The 19,576-nt window shown below is 41.0% G+C and carries 21 protein-coding genes and 2 pseudogenes; 9 read left to right on the top strand and 14 right to left on the bottom strand.

Features of this window, described 5'->3' with window-relative positions; genetic code table 11:
* The first annotated feature begins 2 nt into the window (after window positions 1-2).
* A complete protein-coding gene (locus ICL16_RS06610) occupies window positions 3-1,415 on the top strand; it encodes an amidase (RefSeq protein ID WP_190826065.1) in 1,413 nt (470 codons plus the stop codon).
* A gap of 18 nt (window positions 1,416-1,433) precedes the next feature.
* On the opposite strand, the gene ICL16_RS06605 is transcribed toward ICL16_RS06610, so the two are convergent.
* The 5 genes and pseudogenes from ICL16_RS06605 to ICL16_RS06590 all read right to left on the bottom strand — a co-directional run bounded on the left by ICL16_RS06605 (window position 1,434) and on the right by ICL16_RS06590 (window position 4,096).
* Window positions 1,434-1,787 carry an SH3 domain-containing protein gene (locus ICL16_RS06605; RefSeq protein ID WP_238360629.1) on the bottom strand — a complete coding sequence of 118 codons (354 nt, stop codon included), beginning with the start codon at window positions 1,785-1,787 and terminating at the stop codon, window positions 1,434-1,436.
* A 59-nt stretch (window positions 1,788-1,846) separates the two neighbouring features.
* A pseudogene (locus tag ICL16_RS47145) lies at window positions 1,847-1,969 on the bottom strand (hypothetical protein); the annotation flags it as partial.
* Window positions 1,970-2,058: 89 nt separating this feature from the next.
* Window positions 2,059-2,457 carry a helix-turn-helix domain-containing protein gene (locus ICL16_RS06600; RefSeq protein WP_190826077.1) on the bottom strand — a complete coding sequence of 133 codons (399 nt, stop codon included), beginning with the start codon at window positions 2,455-2,457 and terminating at the stop codon, window positions 2,059-2,061.
* Window positions 2,458-2,462: 5 nt separating this feature from the next.
* The gene (gene tgt, locus ICL16_RS06595) at window positions 2,463-3,566 is read right to left on the bottom strand and encodes a tRNA guanosine(34) transglycosylase Tgt (RefSeq protein WP_190826064.1); all 1,104 of its coding nucleotides are present in this window, start codon (window positions 3,564-3,566) and stop codon (window positions 2,463-2,465) included.
* A gap of 80 nt (window positions 3,567-3,646) precedes the next feature.
* Complete coding sequence (locus ICL16_RS06590; RefSeq protein ID WP_190826063.1) at window positions 3,647-4,096, bottom strand: hypothetical protein; 450 nt, start codon at window positions 4,094-4,096, stop codon at window positions 3,647-3,649.
* Between the two features lie 421 nt (window positions 4,097-4,517).
* Here ICL16_RS06590 and cobS point away from each other — a divergent pair, with 421 nt between their 5' ends.
* A complete protein-coding gene (gene cobS, locus ICL16_RS06585) occupies window positions 4,518-5,291 on the top strand; it encodes an adenosylcobinamide-GDP ribazoletransferase (RefSeq protein WP_190826076.1) in 774 nt (257 codons plus the stop codon).
* 47 nt (window positions 5,292-5,338) lie between these two features.
* Here the strand turns inward: cobS and ICL16_RS06580 are convergent, their stop codons facing one another.
* From ICL16_RS06580 to ICL16_RS06570, 3 genes are all read right to left on the bottom strand, one after another.
* Window positions 5,339-5,800 (bottom strand): PPC domain-containing protein, encoded by a 462-nt coding sequence (locus ICL16_RS06580; RefSeq protein WP_190826062.1) that lies wholly within the window; start codon window positions 5,798-5,800, stop codon window positions 5,339-5,341.
* An 83-nt stretch (window positions 5,801-5,883) separates the two neighbouring features.
* On the bottom strand, window positions 5,884-6,540 hold the full coding sequence (locus tag ICL16_RS06575; RefSeq protein ID WP_190826061.1) for a ComF family protein: 657 nt from the start codon (window positions 6,538-6,540) through the stop codon (window positions 5,884-5,886).
* 7 nt (window positions 6,541-6,547) lie between these two features.
* On the bottom strand, window positions 6,548-7,174 hold the full coding sequence (locus ICL16_RS06570; protein WP_190826060.1) for a MiaE family protein: 627 nt from the start codon (window positions 7,172-7,174) through the stop codon (window positions 6,548-6,550).
* A 202-nt stretch (window positions 7,175-7,376) separates the two neighbouring features.
* On the opposite strand from ICL16_RS06570, the gene ICL16_RS06565 reads away from it, so the two are divergent.
* The 3 genes from ICL16_RS06565 (at window position 7,377) to ICL16_RS06555 (ending at window position 11,597) form a co-directional block, all read left to right on the top strand.
* Complete coding sequence (locus ICL16_RS06565; RefSeq protein WP_190826059.1) at window positions 7,377-9,095, top strand: diflavin flavoprotein; 1,719 nt, start codon at window positions 7,377-7,379, stop codon at window positions 9,093-9,095.
* A 79-nt stretch (window positions 9,096-9,174) separates the two neighbouring features.
* Window positions 9,175-10,890 carry a diflavin flavoprotein gene (locus ICL16_RS06560; RefSeq protein ID WP_190826058.1) on the top strand — a complete coding sequence of 572 codons (1,716 nt, stop codon included), beginning with the start codon at window positions 9,175-9,177 and terminating at the stop codon, window positions 10,888-10,890.
* Between the two features lie 143 nt (window positions 10,891-11,033).
* A complete protein-coding gene (locus ICL16_RS06555) occupies window positions 11,034-11,597 on the top strand; it encodes a phosphate-starvation-inducible PsiE family protein (protein WP_190826057.1) in 564 nt (187 codons plus the stop codon).
* Window positions 11,598-11,691: 94 nt separating this feature from the next.
* On the opposite strand, the gene ICL16_RS06550 is transcribed toward ICL16_RS06555, so the two are convergent.
* Window positions 11,692-12,198, bottom strand: a complete 507-nt coding sequence (locus tag ICL16_RS06550; RefSeq protein ID WP_190826056.1) for a hypothetical protein — start codon at window positions 12,196-12,198, stop codon at window positions 11,692-11,694.
* A gap of 501 nt (window positions 12,199-12,699) precedes the next feature.
* On the opposite strand from ICL16_RS06550, the gene ICL16_RS06545 reads away from it, so the two are divergent.
* On the top strand, window positions 12,700-13,605 hold the full coding sequence (locus ICL16_RS06545) for a hypothetical protein (protein WP_190826055.1): 906 nt from the start codon (window positions 12,700-12,702) through the stop codon (window positions 13,603-13,605).
* Window positions 13,606-13,783: 178 nt separating this feature from the next.
* Here the strand turns inward: ICL16_RS06545 and ICL16_RS06540 are convergent, their stop codons facing one another.
* The 4 genes from ICL16_RS06540 to ICL16_RS45350 all read right to left on the bottom strand — a co-directional run bounded on the left by ICL16_RS06540 (window position 13,784) and on the right by ICL16_RS45350 (window position 16,653).
* Window positions 13,784-14,959: a glycosyltransferase family 4 protein gene (locus ICL16_RS06540; protein WP_190826054.1), complete on the bottom strand. Its 1,176-nt coding sequence runs from the start codon at window positions 14,957-14,959 to the stop codon at window positions 13,784-13,786.
* A 161-nt stretch (window positions 14,960-15,120) separates the two neighbouring features.
* Window positions 15,121-15,363, bottom strand: coding sequence for a bacteriocin (locus ICL16_RS06535; protein ID WP_190826053.1), 243 nt, complete (start codon window positions 15,361-15,363; stop codon window positions 15,121-15,123).
* Between the two features lie 354 nt (window positions 15,364-15,717).
* A complete protein-coding gene (locus tag ICL16_RS45355) occupies window positions 15,718-16,227 on the bottom strand; it encodes an HARBI1 family protein (protein ID WP_238360628.1) in 510 nt (169 codons plus the stop codon).
* A gap of 42 nt (window positions 16,228-16,269) precedes the next feature.
* On the bottom strand, window positions 16,270-16,653 hold the full coding sequence (locus ICL16_RS45350) for a helix-turn-helix domain-containing protein (protein WP_238360627.1): 384 nt from the start codon (window positions 16,651-16,653) through the stop codon (window positions 16,270-16,272).
* Between the two features lie 67 nt (window positions 16,654-16,720).
* Between ICL16_RS45350 and ICL16_RS06525 the strand changes: the two are divergent.
* The 3 genes and pseudogenes from ICL16_RS06525 to ICL16_RS06520 form a co-directional block, all read left to right on the top strand.
* Window positions 16,721-16,834 (top strand): annotated as a pseudogene (locus ICL16_RS06525) (hypothetical protein); the annotation flags it as partial.
* 59 nt (window positions 16,835-16,893) lie between these two features.
* On the top strand, window positions 16,894-17,094 hold the full coding sequence (locus ICL16_RS47620; protein ID WP_420485258.1) for a hypothetical protein: 201 nt from the start codon (window positions 16,894-16,896) through the stop codon (window positions 17,092-17,094).
* 36 nt (window positions 17,095-17,130) lie between these two features.
* Window positions 17,131-17,733: a transposase gene (locus tag ICL16_RS06520; RefSeq protein ID WP_420485257.1), complete on the top strand. Its 603-nt coding sequence runs from the start codon at window positions 17,131-17,133 to the stop codon at window positions 17,731-17,733.
* Window positions 17,734-18,535: 802 nt separating this feature from the next.
* Here the strand turns inward: ICL16_RS06520 and ICL16_RS06515 are convergent.
* Window positions 18,536-19,576 (bottom strand): DMT family transporter (locus tag ICL16_RS06515; RefSeq protein WP_337906925.1); only part of this gene is annotated, 1,041 nt, incomplete at its 5' end.

Here is a 19,576-nt window from a genome sequence, read left to right as displayed (position 1 = left end):
CTATGAATTCAACTGATCTGGCATTTACCCCGGCATTGGAACAGGCTCAACTGATTCGCAATAAAGTAATTTCGCCACTTGAACTTACACAGCTTTACCTTGAACGTATTGAAAAACTCGACGCTTCCTTAAACAGCTTTTTTACCGTAATGGCAGAGCAAGCCATTACAGAGGCGAAAGTAAAAACTGAACAATTAGCAGCCTCAAAGATCGAACTCTCATCATTTCCAGCATTCTTTGGTGTTCCCATCGCCATCAAAGATTTTGCTCCAGTAGCAGGAGTGCCTTGTACCTACGGCATTCATCTACTGAAAAACCGAGTTGCAACAGAAGATGCAGGGCTTGTAACTCGAATTCGGCTTGCAGGCTTCACAATTCTAGGCAAAACAGCAACCTCTGAGATTGGAACTTCCCCTTACACAGAATCGAGAGGCTTTCCACCGACTCGCAATCCCTGGAATTTGACTTATACCCCAGGTGGCTCCAGCGGAGGATCGGCAGCAGCAGTTGCAGCAGGGCTTTGCCCAGTAGCGCAAGGAGGTGATGCAGGAGGTTCTGTCAGGATTCCGGCTGCTTGCTGTGGCTTGGTGGGAATCAAAGCTTCGAGAGGGCGAATCTCCTCGGCTCCACTGGGTGAAAAATTGGGTGGCTTTGGGGTTGAGGGAACGCTAGGACGCACGGTTGCTGATGCTGCGGCACTACTGGATGTAATGTCTGGTTATGTTTTGGGCGATCCATATTGGTTGCCTCCTCCGTCTATTTCATTTCTAGAGGCAACAAAACAAGTACCTACGGATTTGCGAATTGGGTTTGCGACAACAATTGAGCCGATAGGGGCTGCCCATCCGGATTGTACACAAGCAGTTGTAGAAACCGTTCAATTGCTGGAGACTTTGGGACATTCAACGGAGCAGATCGATCTGAATTTTTCCAAGTTGCTTGAGCCTCTAACAATCATCTGGCAAGCCACTGTTGATGTCGGGGTGCCAGGAATTTTTCTCGGAAAATTGAATCGTTTGTTGTTGAAGCGATCGCGTTCTCGCCCAAGTGGTGCTTATCCACAAGCCATGATGAAGCTACATGAGATCGCACGACAAATTATTTGCGATCTCAACAGGTTCGATGTGTTGGTGTTACCTGTCGTCATGCATCCAACAATTCGAGTTGGAGAGTGGGCGAAACTCAGAGCCGCTAAAGAGTTGGAAAAGATCGTTCAGTGGATTGCACCGTGTCCACCGTTTAACGTCACTGGACAACCTGCGATCTCAATTCCTGCAGGTTTTACGCCGGATGGTTTACCCTTGGGGGTTCAACTGGTTGGTCGTCCTAGAGATGAAACAACAATTATTGCATTAGCAGCCCAACTAGAGGCAGCAAAACCTTGGAGCCACAACCGTCCAACATTTGCTCGTTAGAGAAACTGAACAGATATTTCAATCACCAGCTTTGACCAAATACTGAGAATGAATCCAGCCAGGACGACCAACAAGCTTTACCCAATCTTGTGGCTGCGGAGTGATTTTGACTTGAACATCATACCCATATGGGATAGCACCAATTTTCTGATAATTGGAACCAGGACCGGAACGGATAGTAACTCCAATAGGAGCATCTACTATTACCGTGCAAACATTACTCGTACCTTTTCGGAACTGACATAATTTCTTTGCTTGAGTAGCAACTTGCGTTGGTGGTTGATTTTGAGCAGATGCATTCATAGCAGCTAGCATGTTTCCAGCAATAGATGACGTGATTAAAAGTGCTAAGGCAGTTAGTTTGCGTTGCATAAATATGAGTTGAATTAGTTTCAGTTATTTGCTTTGTTCTGAGTATTAATAGGTATGAGTCAAATTAGCTTATGCATCCGATCTCTCAAGCTTATCTGCAAGCGACTTTCAATTTCGACACGGCGATCGCCTTTATAAATCAAAAATAATACACCCTTATTCAGGTTCTTTTTGCCAATTCCCCAATTATTGAAATTTCACCAGAAATGAAAAACGCTCTTTAGATACCCGACTTCTCAAAGAAGTCGGGTATCTAACACCTCTAGAGTTGCTAAATAAACAAACTTGGAGATACATGGAAAAATTCTCCTAGCACCTTTGCCTGAGCTTTACTAATTTCTTGTGTACCATTAATAATGTCTGAGACAACTATGAGTGAACCTAAAATTTTCACTAGGTCTGATTGTTTTATTTCTTGAGCTTCCATTAAATGCTGAATAATTTCATGAGGAGATGACTCTCCCATGAGATAGTTTTTAGTCTCATACTCCTCAATTAAAGTGACTAAAAGTTGTAAAATAGCAGTCTGTTCTGGAGAGCGACTTTTACAACTCATCAACTTTTCAGTTGCCTCTAGCGCCGAGTCATATTCTTCTTCTGATGTAATTACTTTGGGTTGAATCTCAACCAAAAGTTTACCGTCAGTAGCTTTGTCAAAAGTAATAGACATCTTTGTCATGTCAGCCAGTGAGCAAAGTCTGTAGCAAACGTGTCGTTCAATATTGCCTCTCGGATCTTCTGCGTAAAGCGAATTAGTTCGGTAATATTATGAATGCTTAATAAGGTGTAAGCTAAAATTTCTTGCGATCGCACCAAATGAGACAAGTAAGCACGGGTGAAATTTTGACAAGTATAACAAGGACAAGTTTCATCCAAAGGCGTAAAATCTTCACGAAACTGAGCATTTTTTAAGTTCCAGCGCTCACCACCTACCATCGCCGTACCATGTCTAGCCCAACGAGTGGGAATTACACAGTCAAATAAGTCAATCCCAGAGGCAATAGCCATAGCCATTTCCCGATGTGTACCTACACCCATCAAGTAACGCGGCTTTTGGGGTGGCAATAACGGCGCTGTAGATTCGACAATTTTCGCAATTAATTCTGGTGGTTCTCCCACACTCACACCACCAATAGCATATCCAGGTAAATCTAGCTGAGATAAAGCCACAGCCGCATCAGATCGTAAATCTAAATGCACCCCTCCTTGAACAATACCAAACAAAGCTTGATCGCTACGTTGATGTGCCGCCATACACCGTTCTAACCAACGGTATGTGCGTTCTGTTGCTGCTTCCACCTCTTGACGAGTAGCTGGGTAAGGGGGACACTCATCAAAAGCCATGATCACATCAGCGCCCAGAGTATTCTGAATCTCAATAGATTTTTCTGGAGTTAAATTAATTATCTGACCATCGTGCGGTGAGCGAAAGATTACACCTTCCTCACTAATTTTACGCATATCGCTCAAGCTAAAAACTTGAAACCCTCCCGAATCAGTCAGAATCGGACCTTTCCACCCCATAAACTTATGCAGCCCTCCCCCACCAGCTACAATCGCTTCACCTGGCTGGAGGTGGAGATGATAGGTGTTGCATAATACCATTTGCGCTCCAGTATCTTTGAGTTGGGCTGGAGTCACTGTTTTGACATTTGCTAGAGTTCCCACAGGCATAAATCGTGGGGTTTCAACTAAACCGTGAGGAGTGGAAAACACCCCAGCCCGGGCTTTAGTGTAGCTACAGCAAGCAGTACATTGAAAAGAAAATTCTGCGCTCAAGATAGAAATAGAAGAATGGTTAATGGCTCATCGCTAATGGTAACAATGCAATTAGCAATTAGCAATTAGTATTCCATTACTCAAAACGGATCGCAGTTGTCATCGTCCATTTCCGCATCCCATCTAGCTGAGAGTACTTGATCCATCATCGCTTCCATCGCGCTGACATTTAAAGAGCGTTGTCGCTCTTGCATGGGCGTAGATAAAGGAACTAGCCGTAAACAAGTTCCTTCTTGCACTAAGTCAAAGTAGGTTTGTTTTTCCTCAGACTGTTTCAGTTCCAAATAGTCAAAACTGTAAACATTCAAGTAAAGTGCATGATTAGCAACTAAAGTAGACCGTTGTGGATTGGCAAACACTTCCATCACATCCCCTTCACCCTCACTCTGCAACTTACCAAATTGAGTGTAGATGTATTGGACACGACCTAAATCGGCTAATAATCGCCGCATATCAAGCTTATTTACAATCAAGCCCGTGTTGATGATGCATGGAGCTGGTATCTTGGTTTGGGGTAGATGGTGACTCATAATTAAATAGCTTTTTGAGCGCTTTTGAGATACAGCACAGCTAAACAGTCAAATTTAACAGCTTGTTCGACTCCCAATATTTTAGTAGAGACGCGCCATAGCGCTACATTTTTTCCAAAAACCGCATAACAAAAACGCTGATATATTAAATTTAAATTTCCTGTATCAGATAATAAGTGTTATGTAATACAAGTATTTGACTGTTTACACTGAGATAAGCATAACAAAATTTTATGCGCAAATATATGGTACAAACAAATCTTATTTAAAGCTTTAAAAACTGATGCTACATACTGTGCCGGAATTATTAGCGTCACGATTATTGACAAAGGCAGAGGGCAGAGGGCAGAGGGCAGAAGGTAATATTCCTTCTGCTTCCTGCATTCAGCAAAACTACTATCTTGAATATAGGGTAACTAATATGACGAATATATGTCAGTGGTGGAAACAACAGCTATTCAACTTGCTAGCAGCTGTGGCTTTCTATACTAGCATTACTATCCCAAAGGTGGACACTTTCGATTTTCGGTACGTAGCACGTTTTGCTCCCCAGGTAGGACTAATTATCGGCGGAATTTTGGGGCTATTGGATGCTGTACTAAATTACTTAGGTATGCCACCACTTACTCGTAGTGCTGTAGTAGTGGTTGTTTGGATCGCTATCACTGGTGGATTACATTTAGATGGAGTGATGGATACTGCCGATGGGTTGGCAGTGGGCGAAAGCTCACGGCGATTAGAGGTAATGGCAGATAGCGCTACAGGCGCTTTTGGTGCAATGGCAGCAATTGCTCTACTACTACTGAAAATAGCAGCTTTGGCAGATATAAAAGAAAACCGTTGGTTGATCTTAATGGTAGCTTGTGGCTGGGGACGTTGGGGACAACAACTGGCTATAGCTTGCTATCCCTACCTCAAACCAACGGGAAAAGGCGCATTTCATAAAGCCGCAATTAGTTCATATAAATATTTGTTACCAGGACTACTGCTGTTAGTAGGGTTGAGTGGTATACAAATACTGCTCAACAAACAACACCTATTCGCTCTCATTATGGCAGTTGCTGGGAGTGCGATCGCCACTCTCACCGGAGCCTGGTTCAATCGTCAACTAGGCGGACACACTGGAGACACCTACGGCGCAGTAGTAGAATGGACAGAAGCTTTATTATTGTGCGTATTAACTACTTTGCCTTGAATCAACAACTCCTTGCTGTACAGACGCTCCGCCGGAGCGTCTCTACTCTATTTCACTGGTTGAAGTCGTGTTACTTTGAGTTTAAAAGATCCTACCCCAGTTTCCCCAAAAGAGCGAACGCGCACAACATAGGTTCCCGTCTTCACAATGCGGGTAAACAGAAGAGAATTGCTACTTCCATCAGGTCCATCATCATTCTCTGCTAGTGTTGAACCATCAGGACCTAATAATGTAATGATGCTGTCAAAATTGTCCGAGCTTAAATCAACTGCAAGATTATCGCCTTTGTTCAACTTTACCAAGTAATCACGAGCAAATCCTCCTTGTCCGGTGGGAATGTCTTTATCAGAGAGTGTATCTGACACTTCACTAGTAGCAGGTAAAGGAATTGGACTATATAACTTATTAAATTGAGCAAAAGCTGCTGTTGTACTTACACCAATTACTAACAATGTAGCTGGAATGACTACAACTTGTCTCAACCCCACAATCAAAGCCTGACTTCTCATTCCCAAAAGTTTTCCCACAGAAACAGCATCACAAGCATTAATTATATTTTTACAGAAGCACAGGTTTTCTGTAAATTCTCGGTCTATCTATTTTTTATGGTAGCCGCAGCTACTGCTAAGCCTAAAACTTCAATTCCAGCTCTCTCCAACGTTTGTTGAGCAGAAGAAGCCGTAGCACCTGTAGTATATATATCATCTATTAGTAATACAGGAGTGTTAGAACCCCGACTAAAGCCTTTTCCCACACCGAAAGCACCGAGCAAGTTTTTTTCCCGCTCTACAGCAGATAATTCAAACTGTGCTTTAGTCTCTTGTACCCGTAGCAAACCATTTAATTTCAATTTTAAACCAGTTGTGGCGCAAAAGCTTTGTGCTATCAATGCAGCTTGGTTGTAGCCTCGTTGTTTTTGCTTATTTTTGTGCAATGGGATGGGAACAACGACAACTTTCTGCTGGGGCGAATTGGAGAGCCACGCTTGTCCTAACAATTGTCCCAAGGGAAGGGCGATTTGCGGTTGCTTTTCATATTTCATGACGGCGATGGCTCGTTTCAATACACCACCATATGCTCCCCAAGCAAACACTGGTAGAGGTTGATGCCATAATAAATTTGAATCAGATAACTTGCATTTTGTCAACTGTCTCAAGCAGTATTCACAAAATTCTTTTTCTGTAGAACGCTGACACAAAGAACAATTAGATTGTAAAAAAAGATTGAGTAAACCGGAGAAGAATTGCATGGTGGGATTAACTATGGATACGTGGTTCTGAATGCAAAGTCGCTAGTAACTCACTTTCTACCACAGCCAATTCATCCAGTCTTGTCATAACAACTTCTCTGTCAAAATAGGTATCAGCTAATACCCAGTATGTACCGTAGTGCCGTGCTTCAGACGCCATCAAACCGCGATAAAATTGAGCTAATTCCGGTTCAGGACAGTGAGTAGCAAGTAATCCTAAGCGTTCGTGACTACGAGCTTCAATCAAACCAGTGACGAGCATGGAATCTAAAAAGCGTTCTGGTTCTTTGGGACGAACTTGAGCCTTTAAACCCGCACCATAAGGAGGCGGAGGTAAGGGACCTAAAGGAATATTACGGCGTTCGAGCCACTGATTGACTAACTCAAAGTGTTCTAGTTCTTCACGAGCGATCGCCGTTAATTCCCGTACCATTTTAGTATTGGAAGGGTAGCGAAACATAAAGTTTAACGCCACCCCAGCGGCTTTGCGTTCACATTGGGCGTGATCAAGGAGAATAATATTTAAGTTGGCGATCGCCTGAGCTACCCAAGCGGAACTAGTAGGTTGTTTAAGGGCGTTAATTGTTGGTAATGAAGACACAAAATTTAGAGTCGTGAAATCCACATTTTCCATGTTAATCGCCAAAACAGTTAACTGTTAAATTCTTATGCATTGCATAGATGAATTACACAGTTAAGACTTCTCTATACATTATAAAAAAACATCATATGTAAACTGTATTGTCATTTGCCAAATTTATATTTATAGTTTTTACAGAAGGAAATAAAAGATTTGTAAAAATTTACACTAAATAAATTTACATAGGAGGCGGGCGATGGTAGCACTAGCTGAACAAGTACAACGTACCTTAACAATGCAGTGTAGCGAAATTACCCCCGGTACAACAGCAATCCGTAGTTTAGACTGGGATCGCGATCGCTTCGATATTGAATTTGGGCTACAAAATGGTACGACTTACAACTCATTTTTAATCCAAAGTGAAAAAACAGCTTTAGTAGACACCTCTCATGAAAAGTTTCGCCAACTCTACCTGGATACTTTATTAGGGTTAATCGATCCAGCAAAACTAGATTATCTCATTGTTAGCCACACTGAACCAGATCACAGCGGATTGGTCAAAGATATAGTTACAATAGCTCCTCAAGTAACTGTGGTTGGTTCCAAAGTAGCAATCAAGTTTCTCGAAGATTGGCTCCATATTCCCTTTAAACAACAGATTGTCAAAAATGGCGATCGCCTAGATTTAGGTAACGGACAAGTTTTAGAATTTGTAATTGCGCCCAACTTACACTGGCCTGACACAATCTTCACCTATGATACCAAAACGCAAATTTTGTATACCTGTGATGCGTTTGGAATGCACTATTGCGACGATCATACTTTTGATGAAGATTTAGACCTCATAGAAGAAGATTATCAGTACTATTACGATTGCCTAATGCGACCAAATGCGCGTTCAGTACTGTCGGCGCTGAAGCGGATGAGTGAGTTACCCACAATCGCAACTATTGCCACAGGTCATGGTCCTCTACTGCATCATAATGTTACTGATCTGGTCAACCGCTACCGTCAGTGGAGCCAAGAGCAAGCAAAAGCAGAAACAACAATTGCGGTATTTTATGTATCGGATTACGGGTATAGCGATCGCCTCGCCCAGGCAATTGCCCACGGAATCACCAAAACAGGTGTAGCAGTGGAAATGATGGATTTGAGATCTGCCGATCCTCAAGATGTCAGAGAACTAGTCAGCACTGCTAAGGGAATAGTCATAGGCACTCCACCAGTTACAGGAGCAGATACAGCTACTGCCATCAGCACTATCTTTGCTGCTGCCAACTCTAAACAGTCCTTTGGTGTGTTTGAATCTGGGGGTAAGGATAGCGAATCAGTTTACTTACTGCTGAATAAGTTTCGGGATTTAGGGTTGAATCCGGCTTTCGCACCAATTGTCATGAAGGAGACACCTAACGATACCACATACCATTTGTGTGAAGAAGCGGGAACGGATATGGGACAGTGGTTATCCCGCGAACGTAGTATCAAGCAAATTAAAGCCATAGATTCTGAGTTAGAAAAAGCTTTGGGAAGACTTAGTTCTGGGCTGTATATTCTCACTACTCAAAAGGGTAATTTAAACAGTGCGATGTTAGCTTCTTGGGTAGCGCAAGCTAGTTTCAAACCTTTGGGTTTAACAATAGCAGTAGCTCGCGATCGCGCAATTGAATCTTTGCTACATGTAGGCGATCGTTTAGTTCTGAATGTTTTAGAAGAAGGCAATTATCAGCGGCTGATGAAGCACTTCATGCAGCGCTTTCTTCCTGGTGCAGATCGTTTTGAAGGAATAAAAACTTATCAAGCCACCAACGGTTGCCCAATTTTAGCAGACGCCCTGGCATATATGGAGTGCGAAGTGAAAAGCCGGATGGAAAGTGGCGATCATTGGACTATTTACTGCACCGTCTCTATCGGGCGCGTTTCTAAACCCGATGCTCTCACCGCAGTTCACCATCGCAAAGTTGGTAATCACTATTAGACATCCCATCGGGCGTCTGTACAAAAATATCGTAGAGACGCCCCGCCGGGGCGTCTGTACAGAAATTAGGAGGAGAAATATGCTAGAAAAAACACGGGATGTTCAAGTTACCTCAATTGGTGCTGATACTATTGTGCTCAGGTCGCGCACTTGGAACCGACTCAAATTTGAGGTAGAATATTCGCTCCAAAAGGGTACGACTGCCAATTCTTACTTAATTCAAGCGGAAAAAGTAGCTGTTTTAGATCCGCCTGGTGAGTCATTTACAGAAATTTACTTGCAAGAATTACAGCAGCAGGTTGATTTAACAAAGATAGATTACGTGATTTTGGGTCATGTTAACCCAAACCGCTGCGTAACTTTAAAGGCATTACTGGAGTTAGCTCCTCAAGTTACCTTGATTTGCTCCAAAGCTGGTGCAGTTGCTTTGCGTGCCGCCTTTAACCGAGAGTTAAAAATTAATGTTGCTAGAGGCGAAGAAGTTCTGGATTTGGGTAAAGGTCATGAACTACAATTTATCCCACATCCTACGCCACGTTGGCCTGACGAACTTTATACTTACGACAAACAAACGCGCATTTTGTTTACCGATAAGCTATTCGGTGTTCACGTTTGTGGTGATGAAGTTTTTGATGAAGGTTGGAAACGCCTAGATGAAGACCGTAGATTCTACTATGATTGTCTTCATGCTGCCCAGTCTCGACAAGTGGAAATAGCACTTGACAAATTTGCCTCTTTACCTGGGTCTATATATGCTCCTGGGCATGGTCCGATTGTACGCTATAGCAAAAGCCGACTCTCTCATGATTATCGCCAATGGAGTCAGCAGCAAAAAGAAAAGGACTTGACAGTAGCGCTAATTTATGCTTCAGCTTATGGGAATACAGCAACCTTAGCGCAGGCGATCGCCAAAGGTATTACCAAGGCAGGTGTAGCAGTAGAATTAATTAACTGTGAGTTAGCAGAACCGACAGAAATTCAAGCTATTGTCGAAAAATGCGATGGATTTATCATTGGCTCTCCGACATTAGGAGGACACGTGCCCACGCAAGTGCAAACAGCATTGGGTATTGTAATTTCTAACGCTGCTAAAAACAAGTTAGCAGGAGTCTTTGGTTCCTACGGTTGGAGTGGAGAAGCAGTCGATGAAATAGAAAGCAAATTACAAGATACAGGTTATAGCTTTGGCTTTGAAACAATTCGGGTTAAATTTAAACCTAGCGAACTCATCCTGCAACAATGTAAAGAAGCCGGGACTGATTTTGCCCAAGCTTTGAAAAAAGCGAAAAAAATCCGCGCACCCCGACAACCAGTCAGCGATTCCCAAATTGATAGAACCGAACAAGCCGTAGGGCGAATTATTGGTTCTTTATGTGTGGTATCTGCTCAACGCGAAAATCTGCGCAGTGCCATGTTAGCTTCTTGGGTAACTCAGTCGAGCTTCAATCCGCCCGGAGTAACAGTCGCAGTTGCTAAAGACAGAGCCATAGAATCATTAATGCATACAGGGGATGAATTTGTTCTCAATATCCTAAAAGAAGGCATGAACCTGAGACGGCACTTCCTTCAACCCTTTGCACCAGGGGAAGATCGTTTTACTAACCTAGCAACTCAAACAGCCGAAAATGGCTGCCCTATCCTCAACGATGCCCTCGCCTATTTAGAATGTACTGTCCACAGTAGAATGGAATGCGGCGATCACTGGGTAGTCTATGCTACCGTCAAAAATGGTCATATGTTACAGTCGGCAGGCATGACTGCAATCCACCATCGCAAATCAGGCAGCCATTATTAATTTGTCAGTAGGTAAGCGTAAATAAATGCTCGTTTGTAGTAAGGGCTTCAGCCCTTATAAGCTAAGCCTTGAGCGCTGAAGCGCTTACTACGAACATAGAGTTTATTTATATTTAATTAAAAAAATAGTAGGAGTTTCCAAAAATGCAAGAATCTTTGAATAACCAATTAAATCAATACGAAATATTAAAGCGGACTCGAATTGTACGCTGTCTGGAAACAGTCCAAGATTTAATCATCATTTCCTTGTGTATTGGTTTATTCAGCTTCATGGCGATCGAGTTACGAGCAATGTTCTATTCCTTACTCCCTCCCCTTGACTTTAAAGTTGTTACTTCAGACATTCTCTTTCTGTTGATTTTAGTCGAGTTATTTCGACTGCTGATTATTTACTTACAAGAGCAACGAATATCAATTGGTGTAGCCGTAGAAGTATCTATTGTATCTGTTTTGCGAGAAGTACTAGTGCGCGGAGTACTAGAAGCAAGTTGGAGCCAGATTTTAGCAGCTTGTGCCTTCTTACTAGTGATGGGGATATTACTAATAGTTCGAGTTTGGATACCACCCACCTTTAGTGGAATTGACCCTGAGCGTCAATTATCAATGAGAAACAAGTATCTGGCAACAGGTTCTCCTCATCTAGAAGCTCAGGAAATTTCTTCGTCAACACAAAACAATAGTCGGGTAGCAGCAAATATGCATGATTAAGGGATTACCAAAAAATAATAACCTCTTGTGGGGTGGGCATCGAGGCTAAGATCCCCGACTTCTTAAAGAAGTCGGGGATCTTGTTGTTTAGTAATTAATCACGATACCAAGTTACCTGCAATCCTTGGTTTTGCGCCGCTTTCATATCTTTGTATGAGTTGTAGCCTGTCATTTTCATCTGTTTTCCATCAACTTGTAGTGCAAGATATTTGGAAAAATAGTTAATTTTTCCAGGACTAGTGATTTGAATTTCAAAGTAATTTCCATCAGTAACTTTAGTAATATTTTTGTATGCTAGCTTTTTATCTCTACCGAATTTGATTGTGTTTGAGGTCATTGACATGGTTTCTCCTCTACCATTAGACCACTCTCCAACGTATGGTTGAGCAGCTTGTGCGACTAAATAATTTTGATTGGGTAGCGCGTCAATAAGTGTTAAAGGAATAGTTTTATTATTCTCAATTGAGGATTTTGTTAAAGATACTTCCTGAATACTTTTGTCTAAGCTGTGAGCATTAACTGATGTTTGGAGAGTAGTTCCACCAACAGAAGCTATTACAAGAGCCAATACTGCAAAGCGTTTGTTGAGCAATGTAAACATGATTTCACCCTTTTTTAATTGTAGAATTTAAGTTGCATAATTTCAAAAAATGAGAACAATGCAATTTGATGTACATAGATACAAGCAAGGGCAAGCTTATTCCGCAAAAATTCACCTAAAATCTATAAATGCATAAATTGATGCAGGCTTAAATATATTAAGAATGCTCAGGATGATTTCATTCTATTCGCGATCGCCATGCATTGAAATACATGGCTAATAGCTAAAGTCCGTTTTAACGGACTAAGACTGTTTCTCTAAAAGCTAGCTATTGCCCCTACCCCTGTTAAGGTGTACTAAAAGATGAACTAATCAAAGGCTGAAACTCCTACTGTATAAGCGATTAAATCAAACCTCATCAAAATTTAGCGGAAATTTAGGGATTTGAGCATAATTAAGCATGAGATTATGTATTGAACTGAACAGAAATAATTGATGGATATTTTACTATGCTGAGTCCAATTTTTGAACGATTTGCTCTCAGCATCACCAATAACAGTAATGCTGAGAGCAACATTGGAGAGGATTTTCAGTGCTGAAAAACTAGATGAATTATTTGAAGCCAACCGGAAAAAGCAATATACCCAAGAATTATTGTTTTCAACAGTTGTGGCCATTATGAGTTTGGTAGTATGTAATATTCGCCCATCAATTAGTGCAGCATATAAAGCATTTTCTCAACAAATAGGAGTATCACGCGTAGCTTTCTACAGCAAAATTAATGGTATAGAACCACAAGTTTCTCAAACATTGGTACGCTATAGTAGTGAGCAATTAGCTCCAATTATTGAAGAGCTAGGAGTCAAACAACCAGAAATTTTACCTGGTTTTCGAGTGAAAATAATTGATGGAAATAATTTAGGAGCAACCCAACATCGACTGTCTGTTTTACGTGATGTTGCCGGAGGTCCATTACCAGGAAAATCCTTAGTTGTACTTGACCCAATTTTAATGCTGGCTATTGACGAATTCCCTTGCGAAGATGCTTACACCAATGAAAGGGCGCTATTTGATGAAGTTTTATCAACTGTAGAAGCCCGTGATGTTTGGGTTGGTGATTCTCCTTCGGAGACGCTGCGCGAACGAAATTTTTGTACCTGTAAATTCCTTGTTGGTATTGCTCAAAAAAAAGCCTATTTTATTATTCGCAAACATGCTTCCATGCCTGATGAAGTTTTAAGTGAATTGACAGAGGTCGGTGATTCTCCAACAGGTAAAGTTTTTGAACAATCCGTGATGATTGAATTTGAGGGAGAGTTAATTAAATCTCGTTGTGTTGTTGTCTATTGTTCACTATTCCCTTTGACTTCCTCCCCTTCTCAACTCTCTGTTCACATTCTCCCATCCCCTGAAACTCTTTCTCTATCTTCTTTCCAGCCCTCTATTCAATTGTTACGAAATATGTGACTAATGCATAGCAAGTCTACAAACCAAAGGGAAAAGTCTTCTCCAATTACCACCGACTGGGAAGTCACACTCGGCTTGAGCGGCAAGATTTGTAACAGTCACGGGCCGTTCGAGCGGGCGACTGCGGGGTGGCAACATCCCAATGTTACCCGACGATTATTGAGCCGATACGGTATGTTCACTTACATAACTCCTGATAAAGTTGAAATAGCCGCCTCTGCATAATTGTTTCATCATACTGCTCAATAACTACCTGACGAGATGCGGCTAAACATTGGCTGCATTCAGCCTCTGGCTGATTCACAATTTTGACCATTGCTGCTGCTAAGTTAGCAGTTAAATCACCAGTATCGTTAGGTTTGACTAAGGTACAAAACTCTTCAATAAATGTGCCTTTATAAGATGGGTGTAGAACTGTAATAATTGGTTTAGAGCAAGCAGATGCCTCTAGAAGAGTAGAAGCCAAGGCATCGGTCTTAGGAAGACTAATAATGGCATCAGATAACGAATACACAAAAGGCATTTTGTCATGAGGCATTTCAGGTAGATAATAAATCTGCTTACTTATTTTTAGTTCTTCTGCACGCTTATAAAAGTTCTCATAATAGGATTTAATTTCTTCAATGCTATAGCCTCTTATCGCTAATATAAATAAAAGTATCGTAGGGTGCGTGAATTGAGGCTTGGCAATAGCGAAAGCTTCTAAAATTTCCTGGTGACGGTAATATGAATACCAAACTCGTGGTGATAACAACACTTTTGCTCCTTGGGGAATACGCAATAGTTGCCGAGCCTTATCTACATTTTCTCCATTGTAAGGACGGAAATGTTGTGTATCTACCCCTAACGGAATTAACTCTGTTTTGGGACATGGCTGAACCAATGCTTGACATTTTTCTACAATAGCCTGACTTTCCACTATTAGAGCATCAGCAGCTTTCAAAACTGGATAAAGCTTACGATCCAAACGGGCTTGCACAGTTTCTTCAAGAGACAAATAGCCCCAAACTGAGAAGATAAAAGGGTGTATATCTGCAATCGCACAACATTCCACTTCAAAACAAAACCCGTGAGCATGAATAATATTCGGTTTAAATTCTCTCACTATTTGATGCAACTGCTCTATCTGTGTCGGACGTAAGTCTTCTATTTCTGCCTCGCTTAAATCGCCTGACTTATTCTGCTTTAGCTTTACTTTTCTTAAAATAGAAGGAATGAAACGGTAATTTATCGGCGTTTCTTTTTCATACAAATCGGATTCACCGATAAACCAAACTGTGTACCCAAATTGCAGTAACCAATCTAGAGGGCGTTTCGAGGCAATTCCCGAAATACCAAGCATTAATATTCTCATTTCAAGACTTACCTTAAACGCTTTAAATAAATGAAGCGAGATATTGAGACTTAGAAGCAAAAAGGAGATCTAACAAATCAAAGCGATGATGCTAATTGAAGGGGCATCAAACCCCTTTAATTAGCCGTGCTTACATCTCCTACCCACAAGGGAACGGGGTTTTAAAAACGTAGTAGTAATGTTGGTAATGTTGGTAATGTTGGTATTATTGGTAATGTTGGTGGCAGTAGTCTTGGTGGTATTAGTGTTGGTAATGTTAGTCTTATTCCGGGATTTACATTGACATCAACCGAAACTCCTCCAACAATATTTTGTAGTTCTTCTTCTGTTAAATTTTGAAAAATTTGCAAATCCTGCAAGAAATCTTCGTAAGAAGGCTTACTTTTATTTTTTAGGCTACTCATCACTTAACTCCTTATTGAAATTACTTGACTAACGTCAAAATTACTTTACCATTTGTTTCGTCTTAAAGGCAATACCTTCGCCAAAAAAAGAGTATGAAGAGAGAGGGCTGATGTAGTAAAATTGTAATCTTCCACAAAAACAACTCGACAGCTACTTTCAGCCCATGTATGATATTTTTGCAGTATTACAATAGACTCGTCCGAAAATTTGCAACCCCCTCTGATTCGGGCTTTGGACAGCGTTGACCATTAACCAGAACTAACGTAAGAATAAGGGTTGGGAATAGTTACTGATAGCAACTATCTGTAAAAATGTTGATAGCTAATTCATCACCTACCTCCGGTTGACAAATTTTATGAATTTGGCAAAATTAGCGCTCCAATTCTGAGCCTAACCAATCTACAAATGGTAATAATAACCTCCTCGTAAGTTCGATAATTAAGTGAAAATCTTTGGCGTGCAATCTGAAAAATTTTGACGAGTCTAATTACATGCTCAACAAAGATCCGTTTACTGGATAACTCTTTATTTTCTACTTTTTGGTAGTCCGTTAATTCGGCTTTTCGTGGCTTCTTGTGGGGGGTCGTAATATTCTCTCCTCCTTGATCCGCCTTATCCCCTTCAAATATTTGGTCGGCTTCAAACTTTTCTTGTTGCTCTCGAAACAAACTAATATCACTCTGAGGTCCTTTTTTTCCCACCTCTACATCCACAATATCTTTCCCGGATGGTAGGATAATAAATTGGTTCTTAAATGTGTGCTGTTTTTTCTTGCCCGAAAAATACTCTTTTTGTTCCTTCTGGTCGGAAGGGCGCTCCCGTGGCTGTTCCATGCTATCTACAATTAATTGAAATTCTGTCAAGAACTCAAGAGCGATCCCGTAGTCACTGTCATTTTTTTCAACTTATTCAAGCAGACTAGCAGGTAAAATATTCCGTAATATCCTCAGCCAGTAATGAAACGTATCGTTAGCTTCAGTTTTTGAGATTCCAAATTGTAACCCTAAAACCTCAAATGTTGGCATTTGTCTTAAATAAAATAGACACAAACATACCTCCTCTGTTATCTCTAGTTTCGGTTGACGCCCTCCCCCTTTAGAATTGACACGTACTTTGTGACGTTCTACTTCAGCTTGAAGTTTATTATGATGTATTTCGGCTTGTGCTAACAAGTCTTGAAACTGCGCAAGTGTTATTCCCAGTATTTGTTTTGTTCGGTGCGGATATTCTTGAATATAATGAAGTGGATTTTTCATCATGGTAGGGCGGTCAAAATCCCGTTCTACCATTTTTTTGACACCTTGTTAATATTCCGGACGAGTCTAATGCCTACTACCACAGATCAGCGCTACAACGATGCGGCAATTGAACCAAATTATCATGGCAATGCTCGCAATGAGCGGACGAGTCACGATGTTGAGAATTTCCCGTTGGGCTGGTATTGGTGGTAGTTATAGGACTTTAATTATTACTTAAGAAATCAAAAATTAACTCCTCGTTTACTTTGGGATAATGTGAAAAATATAATTGTGCCATCAGAAGATGCTTACATTATATTTGATGATTCGGTATTAGATAAAAGGTTTTCTGAAGAAATAGAGATAGTCAGAAGACAATATAGTGGGAACGAATATGGTATCGTCAAAGGAATTGAGATAGTAAGTTGTATATATGTAAATCCAAAAACTCAAAATTTTTGGGTAATAGATTATCGAATTTTTCAGCCGTAAAACGATGGTTTAACTAAGATAGACCATGTGAAACATATGCTTCAAGGTCTTGTCTACCATAAGCTGCTGCCGTTTGACACAGTTTTAATTGACACATGGTATGCAGTCAACCATTTAATGCTTTATATTGACAGTCTAGACAAAGTTTATTATTGCCCTTTGAAGACAAATCGTTTAGTAGATGATACATTCGGTCAAGAAAAATATAAGAATATTAAATCATTGTCATGGAGCGAGGAAGATTTAGAATGTGGTAAAGTAATAAAAATTAAAGGGTTTCCTGCTGCGAAAAAAGTGAAATTATTCCGGGTTACTATCTCTACCGATAGAACGGATTATGTCGCCACCAACGATTTATCTCAAAGTTCTACAAAAGTTACACAAAAGGCGTGTAAAATTCGTTGGAAGATTGAGGAATTTCACGGAGAAATCAAACAATTAACTGGCATTGAATCTTGTCAATGTCGTAAAGCTTGTCTTCAAAGAAATCATATTGCTTGTGCCATGCTGGTTTGGATTAGATTAAAAAATTTAGCTTATCAAACAGGTCAGACTGTTTATCAAATCAAGCACAACTTGCTCTCTAGTTATTTAATTCAGCAATTAAAACGCCCAGACGTTTCTATGTGCTTGGTTTGATTAAAATTGCTATATAGCGATCGCTTGTCTGTCAGCAGACCTGTAAGCGCAAACCCCCACACTACCAGAGTGCAAGTCATGTCAGAGAGGTATTTCCCCTGTCTGCCTGCCCCCACTTTATGCCAGTTGCGTAAGTCCTGTTAACAATAGATAAATATAAATAAGCCTCACGCATTCGGCGTTCGAGCAGCGTCTGGGCTACTGAGAAGCCGTTCCCGAAGGGTAGGCGCACTCGTCGCAAAAAGTTGTACCTCACTAGCTTAGAAAACGCTATACATATATTAAGAATGCTTAGCTCTTGCCACCATAATTTTTATTGATTAATAAATAAATTGGTATGAAACTGAGGATGTTCGTCAAACAGAATTGCTCTTAATTACTGGAGTTTGGACTAAAAGCTCAGGCTCAGAAAAAAGTACTTAGAAAATTAGAGATAAAAAATAGACAACGGTACTGTAATGAAGAATAAAGGGTTTAAAAGAAAAGCAATCAGTAGTAACACTGTTTGCTGTAGAGTCAATGAATGTAATTGATAAATCATTGACGCGATGATCCTGACACAATTAGAAGAATTCCGGCAAGCAATCTACGATGGTCTAGGTAATTCGCTTACCCCACCTAAAATGTAGACATCTTTATAGTATTTTTAGGTGGGGACTGCGCGAAACATTTTTGTTCAAAAGTCTGGAACGACCAAATTACGTTAGACACATGATTTCCCTTTTTTGAGCGTGCGTAAGTCCTACCTATAAGAAGCGATCGTTTACTAGATTGGACTTGAGACCCCACTTTAGACTAAAAGTTAATTTTCATATTGTTTGTGAGGCTCTAAAATACTCACCGAAAGATCAACCTCTTGAGTATCTGAAGCTGTCAGAACCGCAACAACTGGTTCGCATCTCTGTACCTTGCCATCGTCTTGAGTATTCTTAACTTTGGATTGGCTTAAAACCATTGCCACCAGCACAAAAGTTGCGCCAATCAGACCGCTTATTCCTAACTTCTCGCCAAGCAGCAAAAACGAGAATACCGCTGCGAAAACTGGCTCAAGGGTGTAGAAGAGCGCTGTTTCAAAAGCCGAAACCGAACGTTGAGCAATCGCTTGCAACCAAGTATTTGCAGCAGTAGCAATCACACTCAGGTAGATGATGGCAGGGAGGTTGTTATGTATTACCTCAAGCTGCCCAACTAATTCAGGACCTACCCAAAATGCACCCAGCATCGTTATGACCCATAGCTGAATTGCGGTTAGTGCTTGAGATGGGTGGTGTCGCGTAGCAGACTCTAGTACCAGCAGGTAAATTGAGTAAACGAAGGCTTCGCAGAACATTAAGAGATCACCGATAACTAAAGCTCCACTTTCCCAAGACATTATACCAATACCACTGAAAGCAACGAAGGCAGCAAGGAAAGTCTTAGGTCGTAAGCGCTGACCGAGGAGCAACCCCAGTAGTGGTACTAAAATTGTGTTCAGGCTAGCAATAAATGCTGCTCGGTTGGCATGTATGGTTTCTAGCGCTACTGCTTGGGTAGCAAAGGAGCTAAAGAGTAGAAGTCCTAATAGCAAGCCATCCTTCAAGAGTTTACTGTTTATATTGCGTAACTGGGGTGTAAAAATCACAGATGCCATCCCAAATCGAACAGCAATTAATGCAGCTGGCGATATCCCACTGACAGCATCCTCGACCAAGGGGAAGGTCGTACGCCAGATTAGGGTGATAACAACTAGCAGTATTAAGCCCTGGGTAGTGGTAAATATGTAGTGATGGTAGTGGTAAATATGTAGTGATAATTGAACTACAAGGGCATGTTGCATTATAGTGGTGGATAAAATACCAAATGG

Source organism: Iningainema tapete BLCC-T55, assembly GCF_014698965.1.
Taxonomy (GTDB): Bacteria; Cyanobacteriota; Cyanobacteriia; order Cyanobacteriales; family Nostocaceae; genus Iningainema; species Iningainema tapete.
Note: the sequence above shows the minus strand (reverse complement) of the source record. Positions and strands in the feature narration are given on the sequence as shown.